The 19,626-nt window shown below is 72.7% G+C and carries 21 protein-coding genes and 3 tRNA genes; 10 read left to right on the top strand and 14 right to left on the bottom strand.

Annotated elements, in window-relative coordinates:
* The first annotated feature begins 10 nt into the window (after window positions 1-10).
* Together gdhA and BMZ30_RS10585 are read left to right on the top strand one after the other, a co-directional pair.
* Window positions 11-1,348, top strand: coding sequence for an NADP-specific glutamate dehydrogenase (gdhA, locus tag BMZ30_RS10590; RefSeq protein WP_093378361.1), 1,338 nt, complete (start codon window positions 11-13; stop codon window positions 1,346-1,348).
* A gap of 109 nt (window positions 1,349-1,457) precedes the next feature.
* Window positions 1,458-2,930, top strand: coding sequence for an RNB domain-containing ribonuclease (locus tag BMZ30_RS10585; RefSeq protein ID WP_093378358.1), 1,473 nt, complete (start codon window positions 1,458-1,460; stop codon window positions 2,928-2,930).
* Window positions 2,931-2,946: 16 nt separating this feature from the next.
* Here BMZ30_RS10585 and BMZ30_RS10580 read toward each other — a convergent pair whose 3' ends face one another.
* Complete coding sequence (locus BMZ30_RS10580; protein WP_093378356.1) at window positions 2,947-3,342, bottom strand: DUF302 domain-containing protein; 396 nt, start codon at window positions 3,340-3,342, stop codon at window positions 2,947-2,949.
* A 209-nt stretch (window positions 3,343-3,551) separates the two neighbouring features.
* Here BMZ30_RS10580 and BMZ30_RS10575 point away from each other — a divergent pair, with 209 nt between their 5' ends.
* The gene (locus tag BMZ30_RS10575) at window positions 3,552-3,923 is read left to right on the top strand and encodes a sterol carrier family protein (RefSeq protein WP_093378642.1); all 372 of its coding nucleotides are present in this window, start codon (window positions 3,552-3,554) and stop codon (window positions 3,921-3,923) included.
* A 138-nt stretch (window positions 3,924-4,061) separates the two neighbouring features.
* Window positions 4,062-4,379 carry a hypothetical protein gene (locus BMZ30_RS10570; protein WP_093378353.1) on the top strand — a complete coding sequence of 106 codons (318 nt, stop codon included), beginning with the start codon at window positions 4,062-4,064 and terminating at the stop codon, window positions 4,377-4,379.
* Between the two features lie 24 nt (window positions 4,380-4,403).
* Here BMZ30_RS10570 and BMZ30_RS10565 read toward each other — a convergent pair whose 3' ends face one another.
* The 4 genes from BMZ30_RS10565 to BMZ30_RS10550 are packed head-to-tail and all read right to left on the bottom strand — an operon-like array spanning window position 4,404 to window position 8,023.
* On the bottom strand, window positions 4,404-5,390 hold the full coding sequence (locus tag BMZ30_RS10565) for a sulfate/molybdate ABC transporter ATP-binding protein (protein WP_093378351.1): 987 nt from the start codon (window positions 5,388-5,390) through the stop codon (window positions 4,404-4,406).
* Window positions 5,387-6,181, bottom strand: coding sequence for a sulfate ABC transporter permease (locus BMZ30_RS10560; protein ID WP_093378348.1), 795 nt, complete (start codon window positions 6,179-6,181; stop codon window positions 5,387-5,389). The genes BMZ30_RS10565 and BMZ30_RS10560 overlap by 4 nt, the downstream gene beginning before the upstream one ends.
* Window positions 6,174-6,992 carry a sulfate ABC transporter permease subunit CysT gene (cysT, locus tag BMZ30_RS10555; RefSeq protein WP_093378346.1) on the bottom strand — a complete coding sequence of 273 codons (819 nt, stop codon included), beginning with the start codon at window positions 6,990-6,992 and terminating at the stop codon, window positions 6,174-6,176. The genes BMZ30_RS10560 and cysT overlap by 8 nt, the downstream gene beginning before the upstream one ends.
* Window positions 6,989-8,023, bottom strand: a complete 1,035-nt coding sequence (locus BMZ30_RS10550) for an extracellular solute-binding protein (protein ID WP_093378344.1) — start codon at window positions 8,021-8,023, stop codon at window positions 6,989-6,991. The genes cysT and BMZ30_RS10550 overlap by 4 nt, the downstream gene beginning before the upstream one ends.
* A 192-nt stretch (window positions 8,024-8,215) precedes the next feature.
* On the opposite strand from BMZ30_RS10550, the gene purF reads away from it, so the two are divergent.
* Window positions 8,216-9,763, top strand: a complete 1,548-nt coding sequence (gene purF / locus BMZ30_RS10545) for an amidophosphoribosyltransferase (RefSeq protein WP_093378639.1) — start codon at window positions 8,216-8,218, stop codon at window positions 9,761-9,763.
* Between the two features lie 13 nt (window positions 9,764-9,776).
* Window positions 9,777-10,883 carry a phosphoribosylformylglycinamidine cyclo-ligase gene (purM, locus tag BMZ30_RS10540; RefSeq protein WP_093378341.1) on the top strand — a complete coding sequence of 369 codons (1,107 nt, stop codon included), beginning with the start codon at window positions 9,777-9,779 and terminating at the stop codon, window positions 10,881-10,883.
* Window positions 10,884-10,940: 57 nt separating this feature from the next.
* Here the strand turns inward: purM and BMZ30_RS10535 are convergent, their stop codons facing one another.
* Window positions 10,941-11,132 carry a DUF3073 domain-containing protein gene (locus BMZ30_RS10535; RefSeq protein ID WP_093378339.1) on the bottom strand — a complete coding sequence of 64 codons (192 nt, stop codon included), beginning with the start codon at window positions 11,130-11,132 and terminating at the stop codon, window positions 10,941-10,943.
* Between the two features lie 376 nt (window positions 11,133-11,508).
* On the opposite strand from BMZ30_RS10535, the gene BMZ30_RS10530 reads away from it, so the two are divergent.
* Entirely contained in the window at window positions 11,509-11,721 is a 213-nt protein-coding gene (locus BMZ30_RS10530) for a BldC family transcriptional regulator (protein ID WP_093378336.1), read from the top strand.
* 67 nt (window positions 11,722-11,788) lie between these two features.
* On the opposite strand, the gene BMZ30_RS10525 is transcribed toward BMZ30_RS10530, so the two are convergent.
* From BMZ30_RS10525 to BMZ30_RS10505, 5 genes are all read right to left on the bottom strand, one after another.
* Window positions 11,789-12,073, bottom strand: a complete 285-nt coding sequence (locus tag BMZ30_RS10525; protein WP_093378333.1) for a DUF3618 domain-containing protein — start codon at window positions 12,071-12,073, stop codon at window positions 11,789-11,791.
* Window positions 12,070-12,495 (bottom strand): phage holin family protein, encoded by a 426-nt coding sequence (locus BMZ30_RS10520; protein ID WP_093378330.1) that lies wholly within the window; start codon window positions 12,493-12,495, stop codon window positions 12,070-12,072. The genes BMZ30_RS10525 and BMZ30_RS10520 overlap by 4 nt, the downstream gene beginning before the upstream one ends.
* 123 nt (window positions 12,496-12,618) lie before the next feature.
* Window positions 12,619-12,691 (bottom strand) — tRNA-Phe (locus BMZ30_RS10515).
* Window positions 12,692-12,732: 41 nt separating this feature from the next.
* Window positions 12,733-12,806: transfer RNA gene (locus BMZ30_RS10510), tRNA-Asp, on the bottom strand.
* 98 nt (window positions 12,807-12,904) lie between these two features.
* A tRNA-Glu gene (locus tag BMZ30_RS10505) sits at window positions 12,905-12,977 on the bottom strand.
* A 152-nt stretch (window positions 12,978-13,129) separates the two neighbouring features.
* Between BMZ30_RS10505 and BMZ30_RS10500 the strand changes: the two genes are divergently transcribed.
* Both BMZ30_RS10500 and galE read left to right on the top strand, forming a co-directional pair.
* Complete coding sequence (locus BMZ30_RS10500; RefSeq protein ID WP_093378637.1) at window positions 13,130-13,474, top strand: metallopeptidase family protein; 345 nt, start codon at window positions 13,130-13,132, stop codon at window positions 13,472-13,474.
* 25 nt (window positions 13,475-13,499) lie between these two features.
* Entirely contained in the window at window positions 13,500-14,486 is a 987-nt protein-coding gene (gene galE, locus BMZ30_RS10495) for a UDP-glucose 4-epimerase GalE (protein ID WP_093378327.1), read from the top strand.
* A 49-nt stretch (window positions 14,487-14,535) separates the two neighbouring features.
* On the opposite strand, the gene BMZ30_RS10490 is transcribed toward galE, so the two are convergent.
* The 3 genes from BMZ30_RS10490 to BMZ30_RS10480 form a co-directional block, all read right to left on the bottom strand.
* Window positions 14,536-15,579, bottom strand: coding sequence for a hemolysin family protein (locus BMZ30_RS10490; RefSeq protein ID WP_093378324.1), 1,044 nt, complete (start codon window positions 15,577-15,579; stop codon window positions 14,536-14,538).
* Window positions 15,572-16,939, bottom strand: a complete 1,368-nt coding sequence (locus BMZ30_RS10485; RefSeq protein WP_093378322.1) for a hemolysin family protein — start codon at window positions 16,937-16,939, stop codon at window positions 15,572-15,574. The genes BMZ30_RS10490 and BMZ30_RS10485 overlap by 8 nt, the downstream gene beginning before the upstream one ends.
* A 66-nt stretch (window positions 16,940-17,005) precedes the next feature.
* Window positions 17,006-18,097 (bottom strand): FAD-dependent oxidoreductase, encoded by a 1,092-nt coding sequence (locus tag BMZ30_RS10480; RefSeq protein WP_093378319.1) that lies wholly within the window; start codon window positions 18,095-18,097, stop codon window positions 17,006-17,008.
* Between the two features lie 59 nt (window positions 18,098-18,156).
* Here BMZ30_RS10480 and BMZ30_RS10475 point away from each other — a divergent pair, with 59 nt between their 5' ends.
* Complete coding sequence (locus tag BMZ30_RS10475) at window positions 18,157-19,608, top strand: mechanosensitive ion channel family protein (protein ID WP_093378634.1); 1,452 nt, start codon at window positions 18,157-18,159, stop codon at window positions 19,606-19,608.
* Window positions 19,609-19,626 lie beyond the last annotated feature (18 nt).

Genomic DNA, 19,626 nt, shown 5'->3' with positions numbered 1-19,626 from the left:
GGACGTCCAGATGAAGAGCTCCCTCGAGCCAGTGTTCGACCAGGTCCTGCGTCGTAACCCCGGAGAGGCCGAGTTCCACCAAGCGGTGCGCGAGGTGTTCGACTCCCTCGGCCCCGTCCTGGACAAGAACCCCCAATACGCCGACGCCGCGGTGCTGCAGCGCATCTGCGAGCCCGAGCGCCAGATCATCTTCCGCGTCCCGTGGGTCGACGACGCGGGCCAGGTCAACATCAACCGCGGCTTCCGCGTCGAGTTCAACTCCGCGCTCGGCCCGTTCAAGGGTGGCCTGCGGTTCCACCCGTCGGTGTACCTCGGCATCGTGAAGTTCCTCGGCTTCGAGCAGGTGTTCAAGAACTCCCTGACCGGCATGCCGATCGGCGGCGGCAAGGGCGGCTCCGACTTCGACCCGCGCGGCAAGTCCAACGGCGAGGTCATGCGGTTCTGCCAGTCCTTCATGACCGAGCTGTACCGCCACATCGGTGAGTACACGGACGTCCCCGCGGGAGACATCGGCGTGGGCGGCCGCGAGATCGGCTACCTGTTCGGCCAGTACAAGCGCATCACTAACCGCTACGAGTCTGGCGTGCTTACGGGCAAGGGCATCAGCTGGGGCGGGTCGCTCGTGCGCACGGAGGCCACCGGCTTCGGCACCGTGTTCTTCGCCCAGCACATGCTCGAGACCCGCAACGGCGGCCTCGAGGGCAAGCGCGTCGTCGTGTCCGGCTCCGGCAACGTGGCGATCTACGCGATGCAGAAGGCCCAGCAGCTCGGTGGTCACGTGGTCGCGTGCTCCGACTCGAGCGGCTACGTGCTCGACGAAGCCGGGATCGACGTCGAGCTGGTCCGCCAGATCAAGGAGATCGAGCGCGGGCGCATCGCCGACTACGCCGCGCGCCGACCGGGCTCGAGCTTCGTCGAGGGCGGGCGCGTGTGGAGCGTGGGCGCCGAGGTCGCTCTCCCGTGCGCCACGCAGAACGAGCTCGACGTCGACGACGCCCGCGCGCTGATCGAGTCTGGCCTCAAGGCCGTGGCCGAGGGTGCGAACATGCCGACGACGCCCGAGGCCGTGGCGCTGTTCCAGGAGGCCGGGGTGCTCTTCGCCCCGGGCAAGGCCGCCAACGCGGGCGGTGTGGCGACGTCGGCCCTCGAGATGCAGCAGAACGCCAGCCGCGACGCGTGGACGTTCGAGCACACCGAGGAGCGCCTCGCCGGGATCATGGAGTCCATCCACGACCGCTGCGCGACCACGGCCGACGAGTACGGCCAGCCGGGCAACTACGTGGCCGGCGCGAACATCGCGGGCTTCACCAAGGTCGCCGACGCGATGCTCGCCCTCGGCGTCATCTGACGCCTCGCACCCCCTGCGCCCCAGGAACGGGCGCCGACTGTCGCCTCGAGCGACCGGCGCCTCCCATTCCTGGGGCGCACGTGCGCGCGCACCCGCCTAGGGTCGAGGCGTGCGACACCTACGACTCGACACCGTGGCCCCCGACGACGTCGCGGCTGCCCTCGCCCGACTGCGCTCCGAGCTCGACCTGCCCACGGGCTTCAACCCGGACGTGAGCGCGGAAGCGGAGCGCACCGCCGCGCGCGTGGCCGCGGAGCTGGCGGGTCCGGTGCCCGACGGCGTCGCCGACCTGCGCGCCATGGCGTTCGTGACGATCGACCCGCCGGGGTCGATGGATCTCGACCAGGCGCTGCACCTGTCGCGCGAGGACGACGGGTACGTCCTGCACTACGCGATCGCCGACGTCGGACGCCTCGTCGAGCCCGGCTCGGCCCTCGACGCCGAGACCCGCGCGCGGGCGACCACCGTGTACGGGCCGGACAACCGCATCCCGCTGCACCCCGCGGTGCTCTCCGAGGGCGTCGGCAGCCTGCTGCCGGACGTCGACCGGTTCGCGCTCGTCTGGCAGATCGCGCTCGACGCCTCGGGGAAGATCGCCGACGCGACCGTGCGCCGCTCGGTGGTCCGCAGCCGCGCGCGCCTCACCTACGCCGAGGTGCAGGAGGGCATCGACGCCGGGGACGCGAGCCCGCTGCTCACGGCCCACCCGATGCTGGCCCTGCTGCCCGTGGTCGGTGGCCTGCGCGAGGAGCGCGAGCGGGCGCGCGGCGGGGTCTCCCTCGACGTGCCGGAGCAGGAGATCGAGGCCGACGACGACGGTGGCCTGAGGCTCGCGTTCCGGTCCGTGCTGCCGGTCGAGGGATGGAACGCGCAGCTCAGCCTGGCGACGGGGATCGCTGCTGCCCAGGTGATGCGTCGGGGTGGCGTCGGGATCCTGCGCACGCTGCCACCGGCGGAGGACCGGGACGTAGCGCGGCTGCGACGGGCCGCCCACGGGCTCGGGATCGACTGGCCGCGGGACACGACCTACGGGGAGCTGCTGGAGGTGCTCGACTCGCGGGTCGCCGCCCATGCAGCGTTCATGACCGAGGCGATGAGCCTGTTCCGCGGGTCCGGCTACCTCGCGTTCGTCGAGGCCGTCGAACCGTCGGACCGCACGAGGCACGCGGCGATCGCCGCGGAGTACGCGCACGTCACGGCCCCGCTGCGCCGGCTGGTGGACCGGTTCGGGCTCGAGATCTGCGTGGCGCTGTGCGCGGGCGAGCCGGTGCCGGCCTGGGTGCTCGACGCGATGCCGGAGCTCGGCGCCCAGATGGCGAGCGGCAGCCAGCGGGCGAGCGGCTACGAGCGCGGTTGCCTCGACATCGTGGAGGCCGCCGTGCTGCGCGGGCGCGAGGGCGAGGAGTTCGACGCGGTGGTCGTGGACACGAACGGCTCGGCGTCGTCGGGCGTCGTGATGCTCGCCCAGCCGGCGGTGCGGGGACGCGTCACCGGCGCGGAGGTGCCGCTCGGCGAGGACGTGCGGGTCCGCCTCGTGCGAGCGTCGGTCGAGGACCGCACGGTGGAGTTCGCGCTGGTCTGAGGGGCGGGCGCCGCGGTCAGGTGGTCGGCAGCGCGTCGAGCGCCGCACGCAGGCGCGCAGCGGCGTCGTCGGCCACCGTGCGCAGCGCGTCGTTCTTGGTCACGCCGACCATCACCTGCGGGTCCATCGCCTGGACGATCGTCTGCCCGTCGCCGGCGTCGCGGACGACGACGTTGCAGGGCAGCAGGAGCCCGATCGACTCCTCCGCCTGGAGCGCGCGATAGGCGAGCGGCGGGTTGCACGCGCCGAGGATCACCTGGGCCGGGACATCGACGTCGAGCTTGGCCTTGAGGGTGCCGGCCATGTCGATCTCGGTGAGGATGCCGAAGACCTGGGCGGCGAGGGCGTCCCGCACGGCGGTGACGGTGGCCTCGAACGGCTGGGCCGTGCGGACGGTGAGGACGTAGCTCATGGTGCGCCTTCGTCGGTCGTTCTGGGCGGGCGGGACTCAGCGCCGGACGCCGCCGCCGGCGTTCTCCCAGGCTGCCATGCCTCCGGAGACGCTCGCAGCGTCGAGGCCGAGAGACCGCAGCCGCTTGGCGGCGGTGCGTGAGCGCGGGCATCGGTGCTCCGTCGTCGGTGCTCATGCCCCAGCGTGGCACCGCAGCCTACGATCGGTCCATGCCTCCCCGCCGCCGTACCGACCCCGCTGACGGGCGCGCCGCGCTGGCCCGCTGGCAGGACGGCGCCGACGACCGTGCGACCCGGGCGACAGCCGTGCGCTTCACGCTCGAGGAGCTGGCCGACGTCGCCCCCGGGCGCAGCGTCGAGGTACGCGTCCCGCCCGACGGCGCGGTGCAGGCTGTCGAGGGCCCGCGCCACACGCGCGGCACCCCGCCGAACGTCGTCGAGACCGACCCGCAGACCTGGCTCGCGCTCGCGGCCGGGGAGCTGACGTGGGACGAGGCGCGCGCCGGTGGACGCCTGCGCGCGTCCGGCGACCGCGCCGACATCTCCCACCTGCTCCCGCTCCAGGCCGCCCGCCGCCGCTGAAGCCTCCGCGCGACCCTTCGAGTCCGATAGCCGTGCACCGTCTCCGATAGTGAGCCCTGTCGGAATCGAGCCCGAACTATCGGGCTCGCGGAGCGGGGAGGGGGCCAGGCGGCCCGCCGCCGCGGTTAGGCTCGTCCTGTGACTGACGCACCGCACCCGCCCGCGAGCGACGACGACGACGCAGCCTCTGCGGCCGAGGGCGTCGCCGAGACCGCCCCCGTGGTGGAGCTCGTGGACCCGGCGGCCGTGCGCAGGGCGCCGCGGTTCCGGGCGTTCCTGTGGACGGGTGCGCTGGTGGGGCTCGTCCTGGGCCTCGTCGTCGGGCTGATCGTGTTCCCGTCGCACGACCGCGGCTGGACGCTCGCGATCTTCGTCACGGAGCTCGCCGCCGCGGGGGTGCTGATCGGCGCCGTCGTCGCCGTGCTCCTCGACCGCCGGTCGCTGCGCGCCCGCTGACCTCACCGCGCGCGGCCGCTGACCTCACCGCGCCGGAAGCAGCTCCCGCGCGACCGCCCCGGGCGCCGGAACCGACGTCGCCCCCGCGACCAGCGCCACCTCGACCTGCTCGCCGACCGCGATCCCGCGCGCCCGCGCCGCAGAGCGCGTCAGCGTGAGGTCCGTGCGCCCAGCGGCCGTGCGCACCTCGACGCGCACCTCGAACCCGATCCTCGTGATTCGCGCGACCCGCCCCCCGGTGCCGTGCCCTGGGGCCACCAGCTCCACGTCGTGCGGCCGCACCAGCGCGCCGTCGAGCGTCGTCACCGGGCCGAGGAAGCTCATCACGAACGCGCTCGCCGGGGCGTCGTACAGGGAGTCGGGCGACCCGACCTGCTCGACGCGGCCGGCGTTGATCACGACGATCTCGTCCGCGACCTCGAGCGCCTCCTCCTGGTCGTGCGTGACGAACACGGTGGTCACGGGGAACTCGTCGTGCAAATGTCGCAGCCACTCGCGCAGCTCCTTGCGCACCTGGGCGTCGAGCGCCCCGAACGGCTCGTCGAGCAGCAGCACGCTGGGCCGCACGGCGAGCGCCCGCGCGAGCGCCATGCGCTGGCGCTGTCCCCCGGACAGCTGGGACGGGCGGCGGTCCGCGAACTGCTCGAGGTGCACGAGCCGCAGCAGCTCGTCCACGCGTGCCCGGACCTCCTCCTTGGCGACCTTGCGGATCTCGAGCCCGAACGCGACGTTCTTGGCCACGCTCATGTGCTTGAACGCGGCGTAGTGCTGGAACACGAAGCCGACGTTGCGCTGCTGCGCGGGCAGCCGCGTGGCGTCTCGGCCCTCGATCTCGACGGTGCCGGCGTCGGCGTCCTCGAGCCCCGCGATGATCCGCAGCAGCGTCGACTTGCCGCCGCCCGACGGGCCGAGCAGCGCGGTCAGCTGCCCGGTGGGCAGGGACACCGACACGTCGTCGAGGGCGTGAAAGTCCCCGAACTGCTTGCTGACGGAGCGGACCTCGATGCTCATGGCTTCTCCTCGGGGCGCAGGAACGAGATGACGACGATGCAGGCGACGGAGACGGCGGCGAGCAGGAACGCCGTGGCGTACGCGGCGCCCTGGTCGAAGTCCTGGTACCGCTGCTCGACGAGCAGGGTGGCGGTCTGGGTGGCGCCCTCGAGGTTCCCCGAGACGATCTTCACGGCGCCGAACTCGCCGAGGGACCGCGCCATGGTGAGCACGACGCCGTAGACCACGGCCCACTTGATGGCGGGCAGCGTGATGCGCCAGAACGTCGGCCACGCACCGGCCCCGAGGCTCCGGGCGGCCTGCTCCTCGTCGGTCCCGATCTCGGTGAGGACGGGCACGACCTCGCGGATGACCAGCGGGAGCGACACGAACGCCGTGGCCAGCACGATGCCCGGCAGGGCGAACACGACGCGGAACCCGGCGTCCTCGAGCGCGGGCCCGAACCAGCCGTCCTGCCCGTAGGCCAGCACGATCGCGAGCCCGACGACGACGGGGGACACGGAGAGCGGCAGGTCGAGCAGGGCCGACAGCACGCGCTTGCCGCGGAACTCGGTGCGCACGAGCAGGAGCGACATCCCGACGCCGAAGACCGTGTTCACGACGACGGCGCTCGCGGCCACGACGACCGTCAGCCCGAGCGCGCTGCGCACCGCCGGGTCACCGAGCGTGCGGGCGAGGGTGTCGAGGCCGTCGGCGAACGTGGCCTGCACGACCAGGCTCATGGGCCAGCCCACGAGGAGGACGAGGTAGCCGACGACGACGAGGCGCCGGGCGTGGCGCCAGCTAACCACGGCGCACCGCCGCTCGGCCGATGAGCTCGAGGGCGACGATCGCCAGCAGCGACACCGCGAGCAGGAGCGTCGCGACGGCCGCGGCCGACGTCTGGTCGCCGCTCTCGAGGTAGGACAGGATGCGCACCGAGGCGACCTCCGTGCGCATCGGCAGGTTGCCGGACAGCAGCACGAGGGCGCCGTACTCGCTCAGGGCCCGGGCGAACGACAGCGCGGCCCCGGCCGCGACCGCGGGTGCGAGCGCCGGCGCGACGATCCGCCGCAGGATCGTCAGCGGGCTGGCGCCCAGCGACGCCGCGGCCTGCTCCACGTCGGCGTCGAGCTCGGCGAGGACGGGCTGCACGGTGCGCACGACGAACGGGAGCGTGACGAAGAGCAGCGCGAGGGTGACGGCGGCCTCGGTCGCGGCGACGTCGATCCCCAGCGGGCTGCCGGGGCCGTAGAGCGAGAGCAGCACGAGGCCGGCGACGATCGTGGGCAGGGCGAACGGGATGTCGATCAGCACCTCGACGGCGCGGCGCCCGGGGAACGGGTCACGCACGAGCACCCACGCGATGAGCGTCCCCATGACGACGTTCACCGCGGTGACGCCGAGCGCCTGCGTGACCGTGAGGCGCAGCGCCGCGGCGGTCTGCGCGTCGGTGATGGTCGCGAGAAACCCGGCCCACCCGGCCGAGGACGTCTCGACCACGACGGCGACCAGCGGCAGCAGGGCGAGCACGCTGAACCACAGCACGCCGACGCCGAGGCCCACCCGGGCAGGGGTGCTCGGGCGGCGTCGGTTCCGTGCGGGGGCGGCGACGGCGGTCATGCGCCCGCCCGCTGGAGGCGCGTCACGACGCCGTCGGGCCCGAACAGGTGGGCGTCCACCGCAGCCCAGCCGCCGACGTCGTCGAGCGTGACGAGGTGCTCCGGCTCGGGGAACGGGCGCGCGGGCTCGGTGGCCCCGGGGACGACGACCTCGCCGACGTCCCCGAGCGGGCGGAAGCCGGTCGAGGCGAGCGCACGCTGCCCCTCGGGGCCGCGCAGGTGGTCGAGGTAGTCCTGCGCGCGGGCGGGCGCGTCCGTCGTGACCGCGGCGGGGTTCTGCACGAGGAACGTCGTCGGGGGGATCACATACTCGATGTCCTCGCCGCGCTGGCGGGCGAGGATGGCCTCGTTCTCGGTCGAGATCAGGACGTCGCCGGTGCCGGCGGCGAAGGCCGTCGTCGCGTCCCGGCCGCTGCCGGGGTAGGCGACGACGTTGCCGAGCAGGCGGGCGAGGAAGCCCTCGGCCTCGCTCTGGCTCGGTGTCCCACCCGGCGCTCCGCCAGGCGCCTCGCGGAGCGTGCCGCCAGCGCTGGCCCAGGCGGCGAGCACGTTCCAGCGGGCGGCGCCCGACGACCCCGGGTTGGGCGTCACGACCTCGACCCCCGGGGCCGTGAGATCGGCCCAGTCGGTCACGCCCAGCGGATTCCCCGGACGCACGACGAGCACGACGACGGACTGCGACGCGATGCCGCCCTCGGGCCCGTCGTCCCACGTGGCGTCGACGCGGCCCGCCGTGACCAGGCGCTCGACGTCCGCGACCACCGAGAGATGCACGACGTCGGCGGGCAGCCCCGCGGCGACGGCGCGGCTCTGGTCGCCCGAGGCGCCGAACGCGCTCGACCACGCGACACCCGCGCCCTCGGGCGTCGCCGCCCACGACTCGCGTGCCTCGCCGTGCGCGGCCCGCACGACGGCGAAGCCCACCAGGGTGAGGTGGTCCGGGCTCGCGCTCGCCGGGGTGCAGCCCACGAGTCCCGCCACGACGCCGAGCGCGACGAGCCGCGCTGCGGGGTGCGGGCGGGTGCGGGACATGACGAGCTCCTGGCTGCAGGCTGGGGACGGGCGTGACGTGACGTGACGGTACGGAGCGGACAGCCGTCCGCCCACGGCGGACACCCGCCTTCCCGGATCCTGAGACGCCCGGAGGCGGGCGACTCCGCGGCGCCGGTTCAGGGCCAGTCCCGCATCGTGGTCGCCCGCGGTGTGCTGTGGGAGACTGGCGACGTGGCTTCGCGCGGAGACGGACTGCTCAATCACGACCTGATGCCCGGCGAGAAGGGCCCCCAGGACGCCTGTGGTGTCTTCGGTGTCTGGGCTCCCGGCGAGGAGGTCGCCAAGCTCGCCTACTTCGGCTTGTACGCGCTGCAGCACCGCGGGCAGGAGTCCGCGGGCATCGCGACGAGCAACGGCTCGCAGATCCTCGTCTACAAGGACATGGGCCTCGTGTCCCAGGTGTTCGACGAGACCGCGCTCAACGCGCTCACCGGGCACATCGCCGTCGGGCACTGCCGCTACTCCACGACCGGCGGAGTGACGTGGGAGAACGCCCAGCCGACGCTCGGGGCGACCGCGTCGGGCACCGTCGCGCTCGGGCACAACGGGAACCTCGTGAACTCCGGCGAGCTCGTCGACCTGGTCGCGGAGCGCTACGGCGCCCAGCGTCGCGGGGAGCTCGCGCGCGGCAACACCACGGACACGGCGCTGATCACCGCGCTGTTCGCGGGCGACGCCGACCACACGCTCGAGGCGACGGCGCTCGAGGTCTTGCCCCGGCTGCGCGGCGCCTTCTCGCTCGTCTTCATGGACGAGCACACCCTGTACGCGGCCCGCGACCCGCAGGGCGTGCGCCCGCTCGTCCTCGGCCGGCTCGAGCGCGGCTGGGTCGTGGCCAGCGAGACGTCCGCCCTCGACATCGTCGGTGCGTCGTACGTCCGTGAGGTCGAGCCCGGCGAGATGGTCACGATCGACGCCGACGGCCTGCGCTCGCAGCGGTTCGCGCCCGTCGAGCGCGCCGGCTGCGTGTTCGAGTACGTGTACCTCGCCCGCCCGGACACCACGATCGCCGGCCGGTCCGTGCACGCCGCACGGGTCGAGATGGGCCGCCAGCTCGCCCGCGAGCACCCGGTTGAGGCGGACCTCGTCATCCCCGTCCCGGAGTCCGGCACCCCGGCGGCCGTCGGCTACGCGCAGGAGTCGGGCATCCCGTTCGGCCAGGGCCTGACGAAGAACGCCTACGTCGGCCGGACCTTCATCCAGCCGTCGGACTCGCTGCGCCAGCTCGGCATCCGCCTCAAGCTCAACCCGCTGCGCGAGGTCATCCGCGGCAAGCGGCTCGTCGTCGTCGACGACTCGATCGTGCGCGGCAACACCCAGCGCGCGCTCATCCGGATGCTCCGGGAGGCCGGCGCGGCCGAGGTGCACGTGCGGATCAGCTCCGCACCCGTGAAGTGGCCCTGCTTCTACGGGATCGACTTCGCCTCGCGGGCGGAGCTGATCGCCAACGGGCTCAGCTCCCACGAGATCGGCGCCTCCCTGGGGGCCGACTCGCTCGGGTACATCTCGCTCGACGCGATGATCGCCGCGACCGAGCAGCCCACCACCCAGCTCTGCTCGGCCTGCTTCACGGGCAAGTACCCCATCGAGCTGCCGAGCGCGGACCGCCTCGGCAAGCACCTGCTGGAGCAGAACGAGCTGCCGCTGGGCGACCCGGCCGACAACCTGCCGCACCTGACCGTCTCCGCCGGCGGCGCCGGCGCGCTCGACCACCCCTGACGCGAGGAGCACCATGACCGACGGACTGACCTATGCCGCCGCCGGCGTCGACACGCACGCCGGTGACCGGGCGGTCGAGCTGATGAAGGACGCCGTGCGCGCCACGCACGGGCCGCAGGTGCTCGGGGGCGTGGGCGGGTTCGCCGGCCTCTACGACTTCAGCGAGGTGGCGAGCTACACCCGCCCGCTGCTCGCGACGTCGACGGACGGCGTGGGGACCAAGGTGGCGATCGCCCAGGCGATGGACAAGCACGACACCATCGGGTTCGACCTCGTCGGCATGGTCGTGGACGACATCGTCGTCGTCGGCGCCAAGCCGCTCTTCATGACCGACTACATCGCGTGCGGGCGCGTGGTGCCCGAGCGCATCGCGGCCGTGGTGCGCGGGATCGCGCAGGCGTGCGAGGTCGCCGGCACCGCCCTCGTCGGCGGCGAGACGGCCGAGCACCCGGGCCTCCTGGGGCCCGACGAGTACGACGTCGCCGGCGCGGCCACGGGTGTCGTGGAGGCGGACGCGCTGCTCGGCCCGGACCGTGTGCAGGACGGGGACGTCCTGATCGCGATGGCGTCGTCGGGCCTGCACTCCAACGGCTACTCGCTCGTGCGCGCCGTCGTGGCGCACGCCGGCTGGGCGCTCGACCGCGACGTGCCGGACCTCGGCCGCACGCTGGGGGAGGAGCTCCTGGAGCCGACCCGCGTCTACGCGGCGGACTGCCTCGCGCTGGCGGCCGACCCCGCCGCGCAGGTGCACGCGTACACGCACGTCACCGGCGGGGGGCTGGCCGCGAACCTCGCCCGGGTGCTGCCCGCCGGCATGATCGCGACCGTCGACCGCGCCTCGTGGGAGCTGCCGCCCGTGTTCCGGATGGTCCGCGAACTCGGTCAGGTGCCGCGCGGCGACCTCGAGAGCACGCTCAACCTCGGTGTCGGCATGGTGGCCGTCGTCGGGCAGGACGCCGCCGACGCGGCCCTCGCGCGCTGTGCCCAGCTCGGGGTACCCGCCTGGGTGCTCGGCACGGTTGCGACCGACGAGCAGGCTGGCACCGAGCGTGCCGACGTCGTCGCTGGCACCAAGGGAGTCCAGGCCGGAGCCGTGCGCCTGGTCAACGACTACCGCTGACGCGCGCCGCGGGCCCGACGCCGAGGCGAACGGTGCCGCGGCGACGAGCCGAGCGCGTCAGCGCTCGTTGCTCCAGGGGGCGCCGAGATCCTCGTCGTCGTCGTGCGTCGGACGGCTCTCCACCGCGACGTCGGTACGGCCGGAACGCGCGAGCTCTTGCTCGAGCGCACGGATGTCCGTGGGAGGCGTGTAGTACTTCAGCTCGCGAGCGACCTTGGTCTGCTTCGCCTTCTGACGGCCGCGGCCCATGGCTCCGACCCCCCTTACATAGAGGCGGGACTGGCCTGTGCGTGGCGGTGCCACATCACACGGGCGGTCCCAGCGTGGTGTCTCGTCTGTTCGTGGTCCCACGGTACATGCTCGCTCGGCGTTTGGACCACTTGCCCGCCTGCTGGGCCTGGGCCCTGGGCGCTCGGGCGGCCCTGCGCCGAGCCCGCTGACGTGCCCGGCGGCCGTTTCGCCGCGCCTTATCCGTGGGCCACGTGTGAGCGCTGCCACACGTGCAGGCCCGCGAGGCGCGTCAAGCCCGGATTGCCCGAATCTGACCAGGCGTTTTGGGTAATACTCCCAGGCTCCGGTGCGATGATATGGACGTATCCGCAACAGACTTCATGAAGGAGAGACCATGCCTGTCCACGGCACTGAGTCCGACGTACTGCTGACTCCTGCCGAGGTGGCGAGTCTCTTTCGGGTAGACCCGAAGACGGTCACCCGCTGGGCGAAGGCCGGCAAGCTGTCGGCCATCCGCACCCTCGGCGGCCACCGCCGCTACCGCGAGGCCGAGGTCCTCTCGCTGCTCGACGGCAGCGCCGAGGAGCGCACCGAGCAGGTCGGCTGACCGTCCTCCGATGAGCACCACGGAGGCCGCCCTCCCTCACGGGACGGCGGCCTCCGTCGTCTTCCGGCTAGCGGCGGATCAGCTTGAGCGCGACGAGCCCGACGACGCCAGCAGCGGCGCCGAGCAGAACCTTCACGTTGCGCGCGCGCGACGGGTCCTCCTCCGGCAGGCCGGCGCCCTTGAGGAACGCCGCGGTGTCGGAGCCCGCCTGCACCGCGGCGACCTTGGCCTCCGCGGCGCGGATGCGAGGGTCGAGCCGCAGCGAGAGCGAGTCGATCGTCGCGGCGAGCTCAGCGCGGGTGGCGGCGATCTCGGACTCGAGGGTCTTCTGGGAGATCTTGTCGTCGCTCATGACTTCAGACCCTTCTTGACGGCGTCGACGTCCTTCTTCACGCTCGCGGCGGCGGCCTCCGGCTTGGGCGGCGTGCCGGCGTCGAGGCGCTTCTTGCCGACCAGCGCGAGCACGCCGACGACGAGGAAGAGGACGACGGCGACGATCAGCGCGGACAGCCACGGCGCGAGCGCCTCGGAGAGCCCGAGGACGGCGGCGTCGATGAGTACGCCGAGCCCGTAGAGCGCGAGGATGCCGGCGGCGGCGAACAGACCGATGGCCATGCCCAGCTTGCTGAGCTTGGCCGTCATCTCGTTCTTCGCCAGCGCGATCTCGGCGCGTACCAGCTTGGACGTCTGCTCGGTCAGCCGGCTGAAGAGCACGCCGAGCGACGGAGGGGCGTCGTCCGCGGCCGTCGGGCCGGTGGGGTCGTGGTACGTCATGTCGTCGTGCCTTCCGGGGCGTAGGACGGGTGAGCTGAGCCCTACTCAACCGCGTCTGGGCGACCGGGGCAATCGGAGGCGACAAGACAAGAGCCCCGCACGGCGGACCGGGCGGGGCTTGCGTGGCCACTGGCAGGGTCGAACTGCCGACCTTTCGATTTTCAGTCGAACGCTCTACCAACTGAGCTAAGTGGCCAAACCGACAACGCCCGGCCAGATGACCGGGCGATGATCGAGCGACCCCGACGGGACTTGAACCCGCGACCTCCGCCGTGACAGGGCGGCGCGCTAACCAACTGCGCTACGGGGCCTTGGTGGTACCAAGACCGTACTGCTGGGTGATGCTGATCGTGCTGTTCTCCGTGCTGGTGATCGAGTCTGACCGGCCGTGCTGCACCGATCCTACCTGTACCCCCAACGGGATTCGAACCCGTGCTACCGCCGTGAAAGGGCGGCGTCCTAGGCCACTAGACGATGGGGGCCTAGTCTTGTTGCCCGGCGTCGAACCGTCGAAGACCTCGCATAGCATATGCGTATCTGCGGCGAGAGTGCAAAATCGTTGCGGTTCCAACGATCTGATGCCGTTCGCCGGCCTCGGACCACCAGCGGAGAGACGGACACCCACGTGATCGAGATGACACGCGAGCGCTTCGAAGAGCTCGTCAGCGACGCGCTGGACGAGATCCCCGCGGAGCTCGCCAGCAAGATCGACAACGTCGTCGTGCTCGTCGAGGACGACGCCCCGGCCGACGACCCCACGTTGCTGGGCCTGTACGACGGGGTGCCGCTCACCGAGCGGACGCCCCTGTGGTCCTCGGGGTTCCTGCCCGACCGCATCACGATCTTCCGCAACCCCACCCTGGCGATCTGCGACACCGAGGAGGACGTCGTGGAGGAGGTCCTCGTGACGGTGGTGCACGAGGTCGCGCACTACTTCGGTATCGACGACGCCCGGCTGCACGAGCTCGGCTGGGCCTGAGCCGACCGGCGACTAGGCTCGGGGCATGACGACTCTCGTGACTGGTGGTGCCGGCTACATCGGAGCGCACGTGGTGCGCCTGCTGCAGGAGGCCGGTGAGCACGTCGTCGTCGTGGACGACCTGTCGACCGGAGCGGCGGACCGCATCGGCGACGCGACCCTGATCGAGCTCGACGTCGCGTCCCCGGGGGCGGTCGAGGTCCTCACCACGGCGATGCGCGACCACGACGTCGACGCGGTCATCCACTTCGCGGCCCGCAAGCAGGTCGGCGAGTCCGTGCTGCGTCCCACGTTCTACTACGCCCAGAACGTCGGCGGTCTCACGAACGTGATCGACGCGATGGTCGCGGCGGGCGTCGAGAAGCTGGTGTTCTCCTCCTCGGCGGCGACCTACGGCAGCCCGGAGGAGTCGGTGGTCTCCGAGACCGCCCGCACCGCGCCGATCAACCCGTACGGCGAGACCAAGCTGATCGGCGAGTGGCTCGGCCGCGACGCCGAGCGGGCGCACGGACTCAAGTTCGTGGCGCTGCGGTACTTCAACGTCGCCGGCTCCGGCTGGGACGACCTGGGCGACCCCGCCGTTCTCAACCTGGTGCCGATGGTGCTCGAGCGGGTCACCCAGGGCCAGCCCGCGCGGCTGTTCGGCGAGGACTACGACACGCCCGACGGCACGTGCATCCGGGACTACGTGCACGTGGCCGACCTGGCCGACGCGCACATCGCCTCGCTCGACTACCTCGACCGGGTGGACCGCGAGTTCGACGTGTTCAACGTGGGCTCAGGCGCCGGCGCCTCGGTGCGCGAGGTGATCGACGCGATCGCGCGGCACACCGAGCTGCCCGTCACGGTCGACGTCGAGCCTCGGCGCGCGGGCGACCCCGCGCTGCTCGTGGCTTCCCCGGAGCGGATCGAGCAGGCCATGGGCTGGCGCACCAGCCGCACGTTCGACGACATCATCGCCTCGGCGTGGTCCGCCTGGCAGGCCGGACCGCGCGCGGTCGAGCTCGACTAGCAGCCCGGGTGCGCCCCTCCCGCACGAGGGGCGCACGGCTCGTGACAGCTCAGGACGTGATCTGCTGGGCGGCGTCGACGATCTCGCCCACCATCTCCTCCACGAGGTCCTCGAGCATCGCGACGCCCGTCGCGGCGCCGTCGGACGCGAGCACGAGCGACAGGTGCGAGCCCGCGCGCTGCATGGCGGCGAGCGCGTCGTCGAGCGTGGTGCTGGCCTCGAGCAGCGTGAGCCGCCGGATCTGCTCCGCGCTGATCGGTCGGTGCAGGTCTTCGGCCGCGGTGCCGAGCAGGTCCTTGAGGTGGACGTAGCCCTCGAAGCCGTTGGACCCGTAGATCGGGAACCGCGAGAAGCCGGTGCGCACGCACGCCGCCTCCGCGTCCGCGATGGTCGCGCCGTGCGGCAGGACCTCGAGGTCGGCCACGGGGACCGCGACGTCGGCGACGGTGCGCTCGCCGATCCCGAGGGCGCCGGCGACGAGCTCGTGCGCCTCGGCGTCGAGCAGCCCCTCAGCACGGGACTGCGCGACGAACGAGGCGACCTCGTCGGCGGTGAATGCTGAGGCGACCTCGTCCTTCGGCTCGACGCGGATGAGCCGGAGCACCAGGTTCGCGGAGTGGTTCATCACCCACACGATCGGCTTGAACACCGTGGCGACGAAGTAGAGCGGGGGCGCGAGGATCAGCGCCGAGGCCTCGGGCGAGGCGATCGCGATGTTCTTCGGGACCATCTCACCCAGCACCATGTGCAGGTAGACGACGATCGAGAGGGCGATCGCGAACGCGATCGGGTGCACCGCGTCCTCGGGAACGCCGAGCGAGGCGAGCGGACCCTCGATCAGGTGCGCGACGGCCGGCTCAGCGATCGCACCGAGGCCGAGCGAGCACATGGTGATGCCGAGCTGGGACGCGGCGAGCATCAGGGAGACGTTCTCGAGGGCACGCAGCGTGATGCGCGCGGCCCCGGAGCCCTCGGCGGCACGCGGTTCGACCTGCGTGCGACGGACGGAGATGACGGCGAACTCGGCGCCGACGAAGAACGCGTTGCCCAGCAGCAGGGCGACCGCGACGAGCAGTGCGACCTGGTCAGACATCGGTGTTCTCCTCGTCGTCCGGCTCCACGACCGTCAGCAGGACGCGGTCGATGCGCCGTCCGTCGAGGTGGCGCACGGTCAGCAGCGCGGTGATGATCGGCGCGATCCCGTCCTCGTCGAGGTTGCCCGTGTGGCGGGCCTCGACCTCGACGGAGTCGCCGACCTCCGCGAAGCGTTCGAGCTCCTCGGTGATCAGCCCCGCGAGCGTGTCGGAGTCGCGCCCCTCGGGCAGCTGGACACCGGTGATCTCCTCGACCTCGTCGGGGCGCAGGAGGCCGTCGAGGCTCCAGGCGCGGTCGCCGATCTCGACGTGAGGGTTGCCAGGCTCGTCCTGCTCGTCGGAGATCTCGCCGACGATCTCCTCGACGATGTCCTCGAGGGTGAGGATGCCGGCGGTCCCGCCGTACTCGTCGATCACGACGGCCATCTGCAGGCCGGTGCGGAGCTCGGCGAGCGCGGCGTCGAGCGGCATGGGGGAGGGGACCTCGCGGACCGGGTTGGCCATCGCGGTGACCAGGCGGGTCTCGCGCTCGGCGAGCGGGACGGCCAGGGCGTGCTTGAAGTGGACCACGCCGATGATGTCGTCGACGTCCTCGCCCATCACCGGGAACCGTGCGTGGCCCGTCTCGTGGGCGGCGACCAGCACGTCCGACGCCGTGGCGTCCGAGTCGAGGAACGTCACCTGGGTCCGGGGGGTCATGGCGTCCGCGGCCGTGCGTTCGGCCATCTCGATGGAGTGCTCTACGCGGCGCGCGAGCCGCTGGTCGAGCATCCCCTGCGCCGCGGACCGGGTGGCCAGCGAGCTGAGCTCCCCGGGCGTGCGGGCGGAGGCGAGCTCTTCCTGCGGCTCGATGCCGAGGCGCCGGATCAGCCAGTTGGCGGAGCCCTGCAGCACGAAGAGGAACGGGCGGCTGGCGGCGGTGAAGCCGCGCTGCGTGCCGGCGACGGCGCGGCCGACGCGGACCGGCTCGGAGATCGCCCAGTTCTTGGGGACGAGCTCCCCGAAGACCATCTGGCTGAACGTCGCCAGGATGAAGGCCGCTGTGAGCGAGATACCGGTCGTGGCGGTGTCGGACAGGCCGGTGAGCCCGAGGGGGCCGCGCAGCAGCGTCGCGATGGACGGCTCGGCGATCACACCGACGACGAGCGACGTGACGGTGATGCCGAACTGCGCCCCCGACAGCTGCGTGGACATCTTGCGCAGCGCCGTCTGCAGCGAGCCGGCGCGCTTGTCGCCGGTCTCGGCGAGGCGTGCGACCGTCGGTCGGTCGACGGTGACGAATGCGAACTCAGCGGCGACGAAGATCCCGTTCAGGACGATCAGCACGACCACCGCACCGAGGAGCAACCACTCGGTCATGCGCCCACCTCGGCCGACGCGCGCTGCGCAGGATGTCGGAACTTGGTGGGCTGGGGACTACAACTGTCAGACTCCATGCGCCTCATCGTAAATGGTCCGGGACCCCAGGCGCTCGGCAGCGACGCGCGCGGCCTGGCGCCCGGCCCGGGTGGCGCCGAGCGTGGAGGCGCTCGCGCCGTAGCCGACGAGCAGCACGCGCGGGTCGCGCTCGACGACGACGCCGCCGTCGGTGCGGATCCCGCCGCCTGGCTCGCGCAGCCGCAGCGGCGCCAGGTGCTCGAGCGCGGGCCGGAAGCCCGTGGCCCACAGGATGGCGTCCGCGCGCACCTCCTCGCCGTCGTCGAACACGACGCCGTCGGGCGTGAGGTGCGTGAACATGCCGCGGGAGACCAGGACGCCGTCGGCGATCCCCTGGCGGTACTCGGCGGTGAGCGGGAGTCCCGTGGCGGCGACGACGCTGAGGGTGGGCAGGCCGGCGCTCGTGCGGGCGGCCACCGACCGCTCGACCTCGCGGCCCCAGGCGGCGTCGAAGGCGCGGTCGGTCCACTGCGGCGGGCGCCGCGTCGCCCACGTGGTCGTGGCGATGCCACGCAGCCGCAGCAGGAACTGCACGGCGGACGTGCCCGCGCCGACGACCACGACGTGCTGGCCGCGGAAGTCCTCGGCGGACCGGAAGTCGCGCGTGTGCAGCTGCCGGCCGCGGAACACGTCGCGGCCCCGGTAGAACGGCCAGTAGGGGCGGTCCCAGGTGCCGGTCGCGTTGATGATCTGCCGCGCGGAGACGTCGACGTCGCCCTCGGGCGTCGTGGTGTGCACGAGCAGCGGGCCGTCCGGACCGTCGGGCGACGTGACGCTGCGGACGCGTACCGGCCGGCGCACGGGCAGGCCGAAGAGGCGCTCGTAGGCGTCGAAGTAGCGGGACACGACGCGCGAGGACGGCTCGTCGCGATCGACCTCGCCGAGCGGCAGGCCGGGGAGGTCGTGCACGGCGTGGGCGCCGCCGAGCGTGAGCGACGGCCACCGGTGCCGCCACGCGCCGCCCGGGCCGTCGTTGGCGTCGAGGACCACGACGTCGGCCCGTGGCGCGCGCCGGCCCAGGTGGTAGGCGGCCGACAGGCCGGCCTGGCCCGCGCCGATCACCACCACGTCCACCGTCATGCCGGGCCAACGGCGACGGCGGCAGGCGGTATTCCCGTGAGGTCCCTAGCGTGGAGGCCATGGAAGAACAGGAGATCGGAGCCGCGACCGACGTCGTGCAGACCCTCGTCGCTGTGGGGGCCGCCTGCGTGGCGGCGTTCGTGCTGGGGACCGTCGTGTCGTTCGTCGTGCGCAGGCTCGGCCGGGGCACGGTGTTCGCGACCGACCTCTCACGCCGGCTGCGCAGGCCGCTGCGTTACCTGCTGACCGTGGTGCTCGTGTGGATCGCGGTGCGCCTGGTGACGGACCCGGAGGTGGGCTGGCTCGGCCCCGTCGAGCACGTCCTGCTGATCGCGCTGATCGTCGTGGGCGCGTGGTTCCTGGGCGCGACCGCGTTCGTGGTGGAGGACAGCGCGTTGCAGCGCTACCGGACGGACGTGCCCGACAATCGGCACGCGCGGCGGGTGCGGACCCAGATCATCGTGGTGCGGCGCCTCACGGTCGCGCTCGTGGTGCTCCTGGCGATCGCCGGCGTGATGCTGACCTTCCCGGGGGCGCGGGCGGCCGGGGCGAGCCTGCTGGCGTCGGCGGGTGTCATCTCGATCGTGGCCGGGCTCGCGGCGCAGACGTCGCTCGCGAACGTCTTCGCCGGGCTCCAGATCGCGTTCACCGACGCGATCCGGGTGGACGACGTCGTCGTGCTCGAGGGCGAGTGGGGGCGGATCGAGGAGATCACGATGACCTACGTCGTCGTGCACCTGTGGGACGACCGGCGGCTGATCATGCCGTGCACCTACTTCACCTCGACGCCGTTCCAGAACTGGACGCGGCGGGCCGCCGAGCTGCTCGGCACGGTCGAGCTGGACCTCGACTGGGACGTCCCCGTGGCGGGCATGCGCGCGGAGCTCAAGCGGCTGCTCGAGGAGACGTCGCTGTGGGACCAGCGCGTCGGGATCCTGCAGGTCACGGAGGCGACGGGTGGGTTCGTGCGGGTGCGCGCGCTCGCGTCCGCAGCCGACGCCGGGACGCTGTTCGACCTGCGCTGCTACCTCCGGGAAGGCCTGCTCGGCTGGTTGCAGCGTGAGGCCCCCCAGGGCATGCCGCGCACGCGTGTGCTCGGGGCGGGCGAGCTCCGGGCGGAGGCCGGCCGGGACGACGACGGCGCGCGGCCGGGTACGTCGGTCCGGGTCGGCGGTGGTGAGGATGGTGCGGTGGACGACGGCACGTCGTCGAGCGCCCCGCCCAGCCTGCCCGCGCTCGCCGAGGACGCGGTGCAGGCCGGCAAGCCGGTGCCGCGCCGGGTGTCCGTGCGCGCGGAGCGGGACGCTGCTGCCGTCGAGGAAGCCGCCGCCTCGCACGCGACCGCCCCCACCCTGGTGCTCGACGAGGGGCTGTTCACGGGGAGCGCGGACGCAGAGCGGCGCTCGCGTGCGTTCGCGGGGCCGGGGGCCGACGTGATCGCCGAGCGCGAGCAGACCGCTTCGCAGCAGCGCGTCGAAGAGGGCCCCGCCTCCGACGACGAGCGTCGCTGACCCTGGCCGTGGGGGGCC

This window comes from Flavimobilis marinus (assembly GCF_900113055.1).
Lineage (GTDB): Bacteria > Actinomycetota > Actinomycetes > Actinomycetales > Cellulomonadaceae > Flavimobilis > Flavimobilis marinus.
The sequence above is the reverse complement of the archived record's forward strand: the minus strand, read 5'-3'. Positions and strand labels throughout refer to the sequence as shown.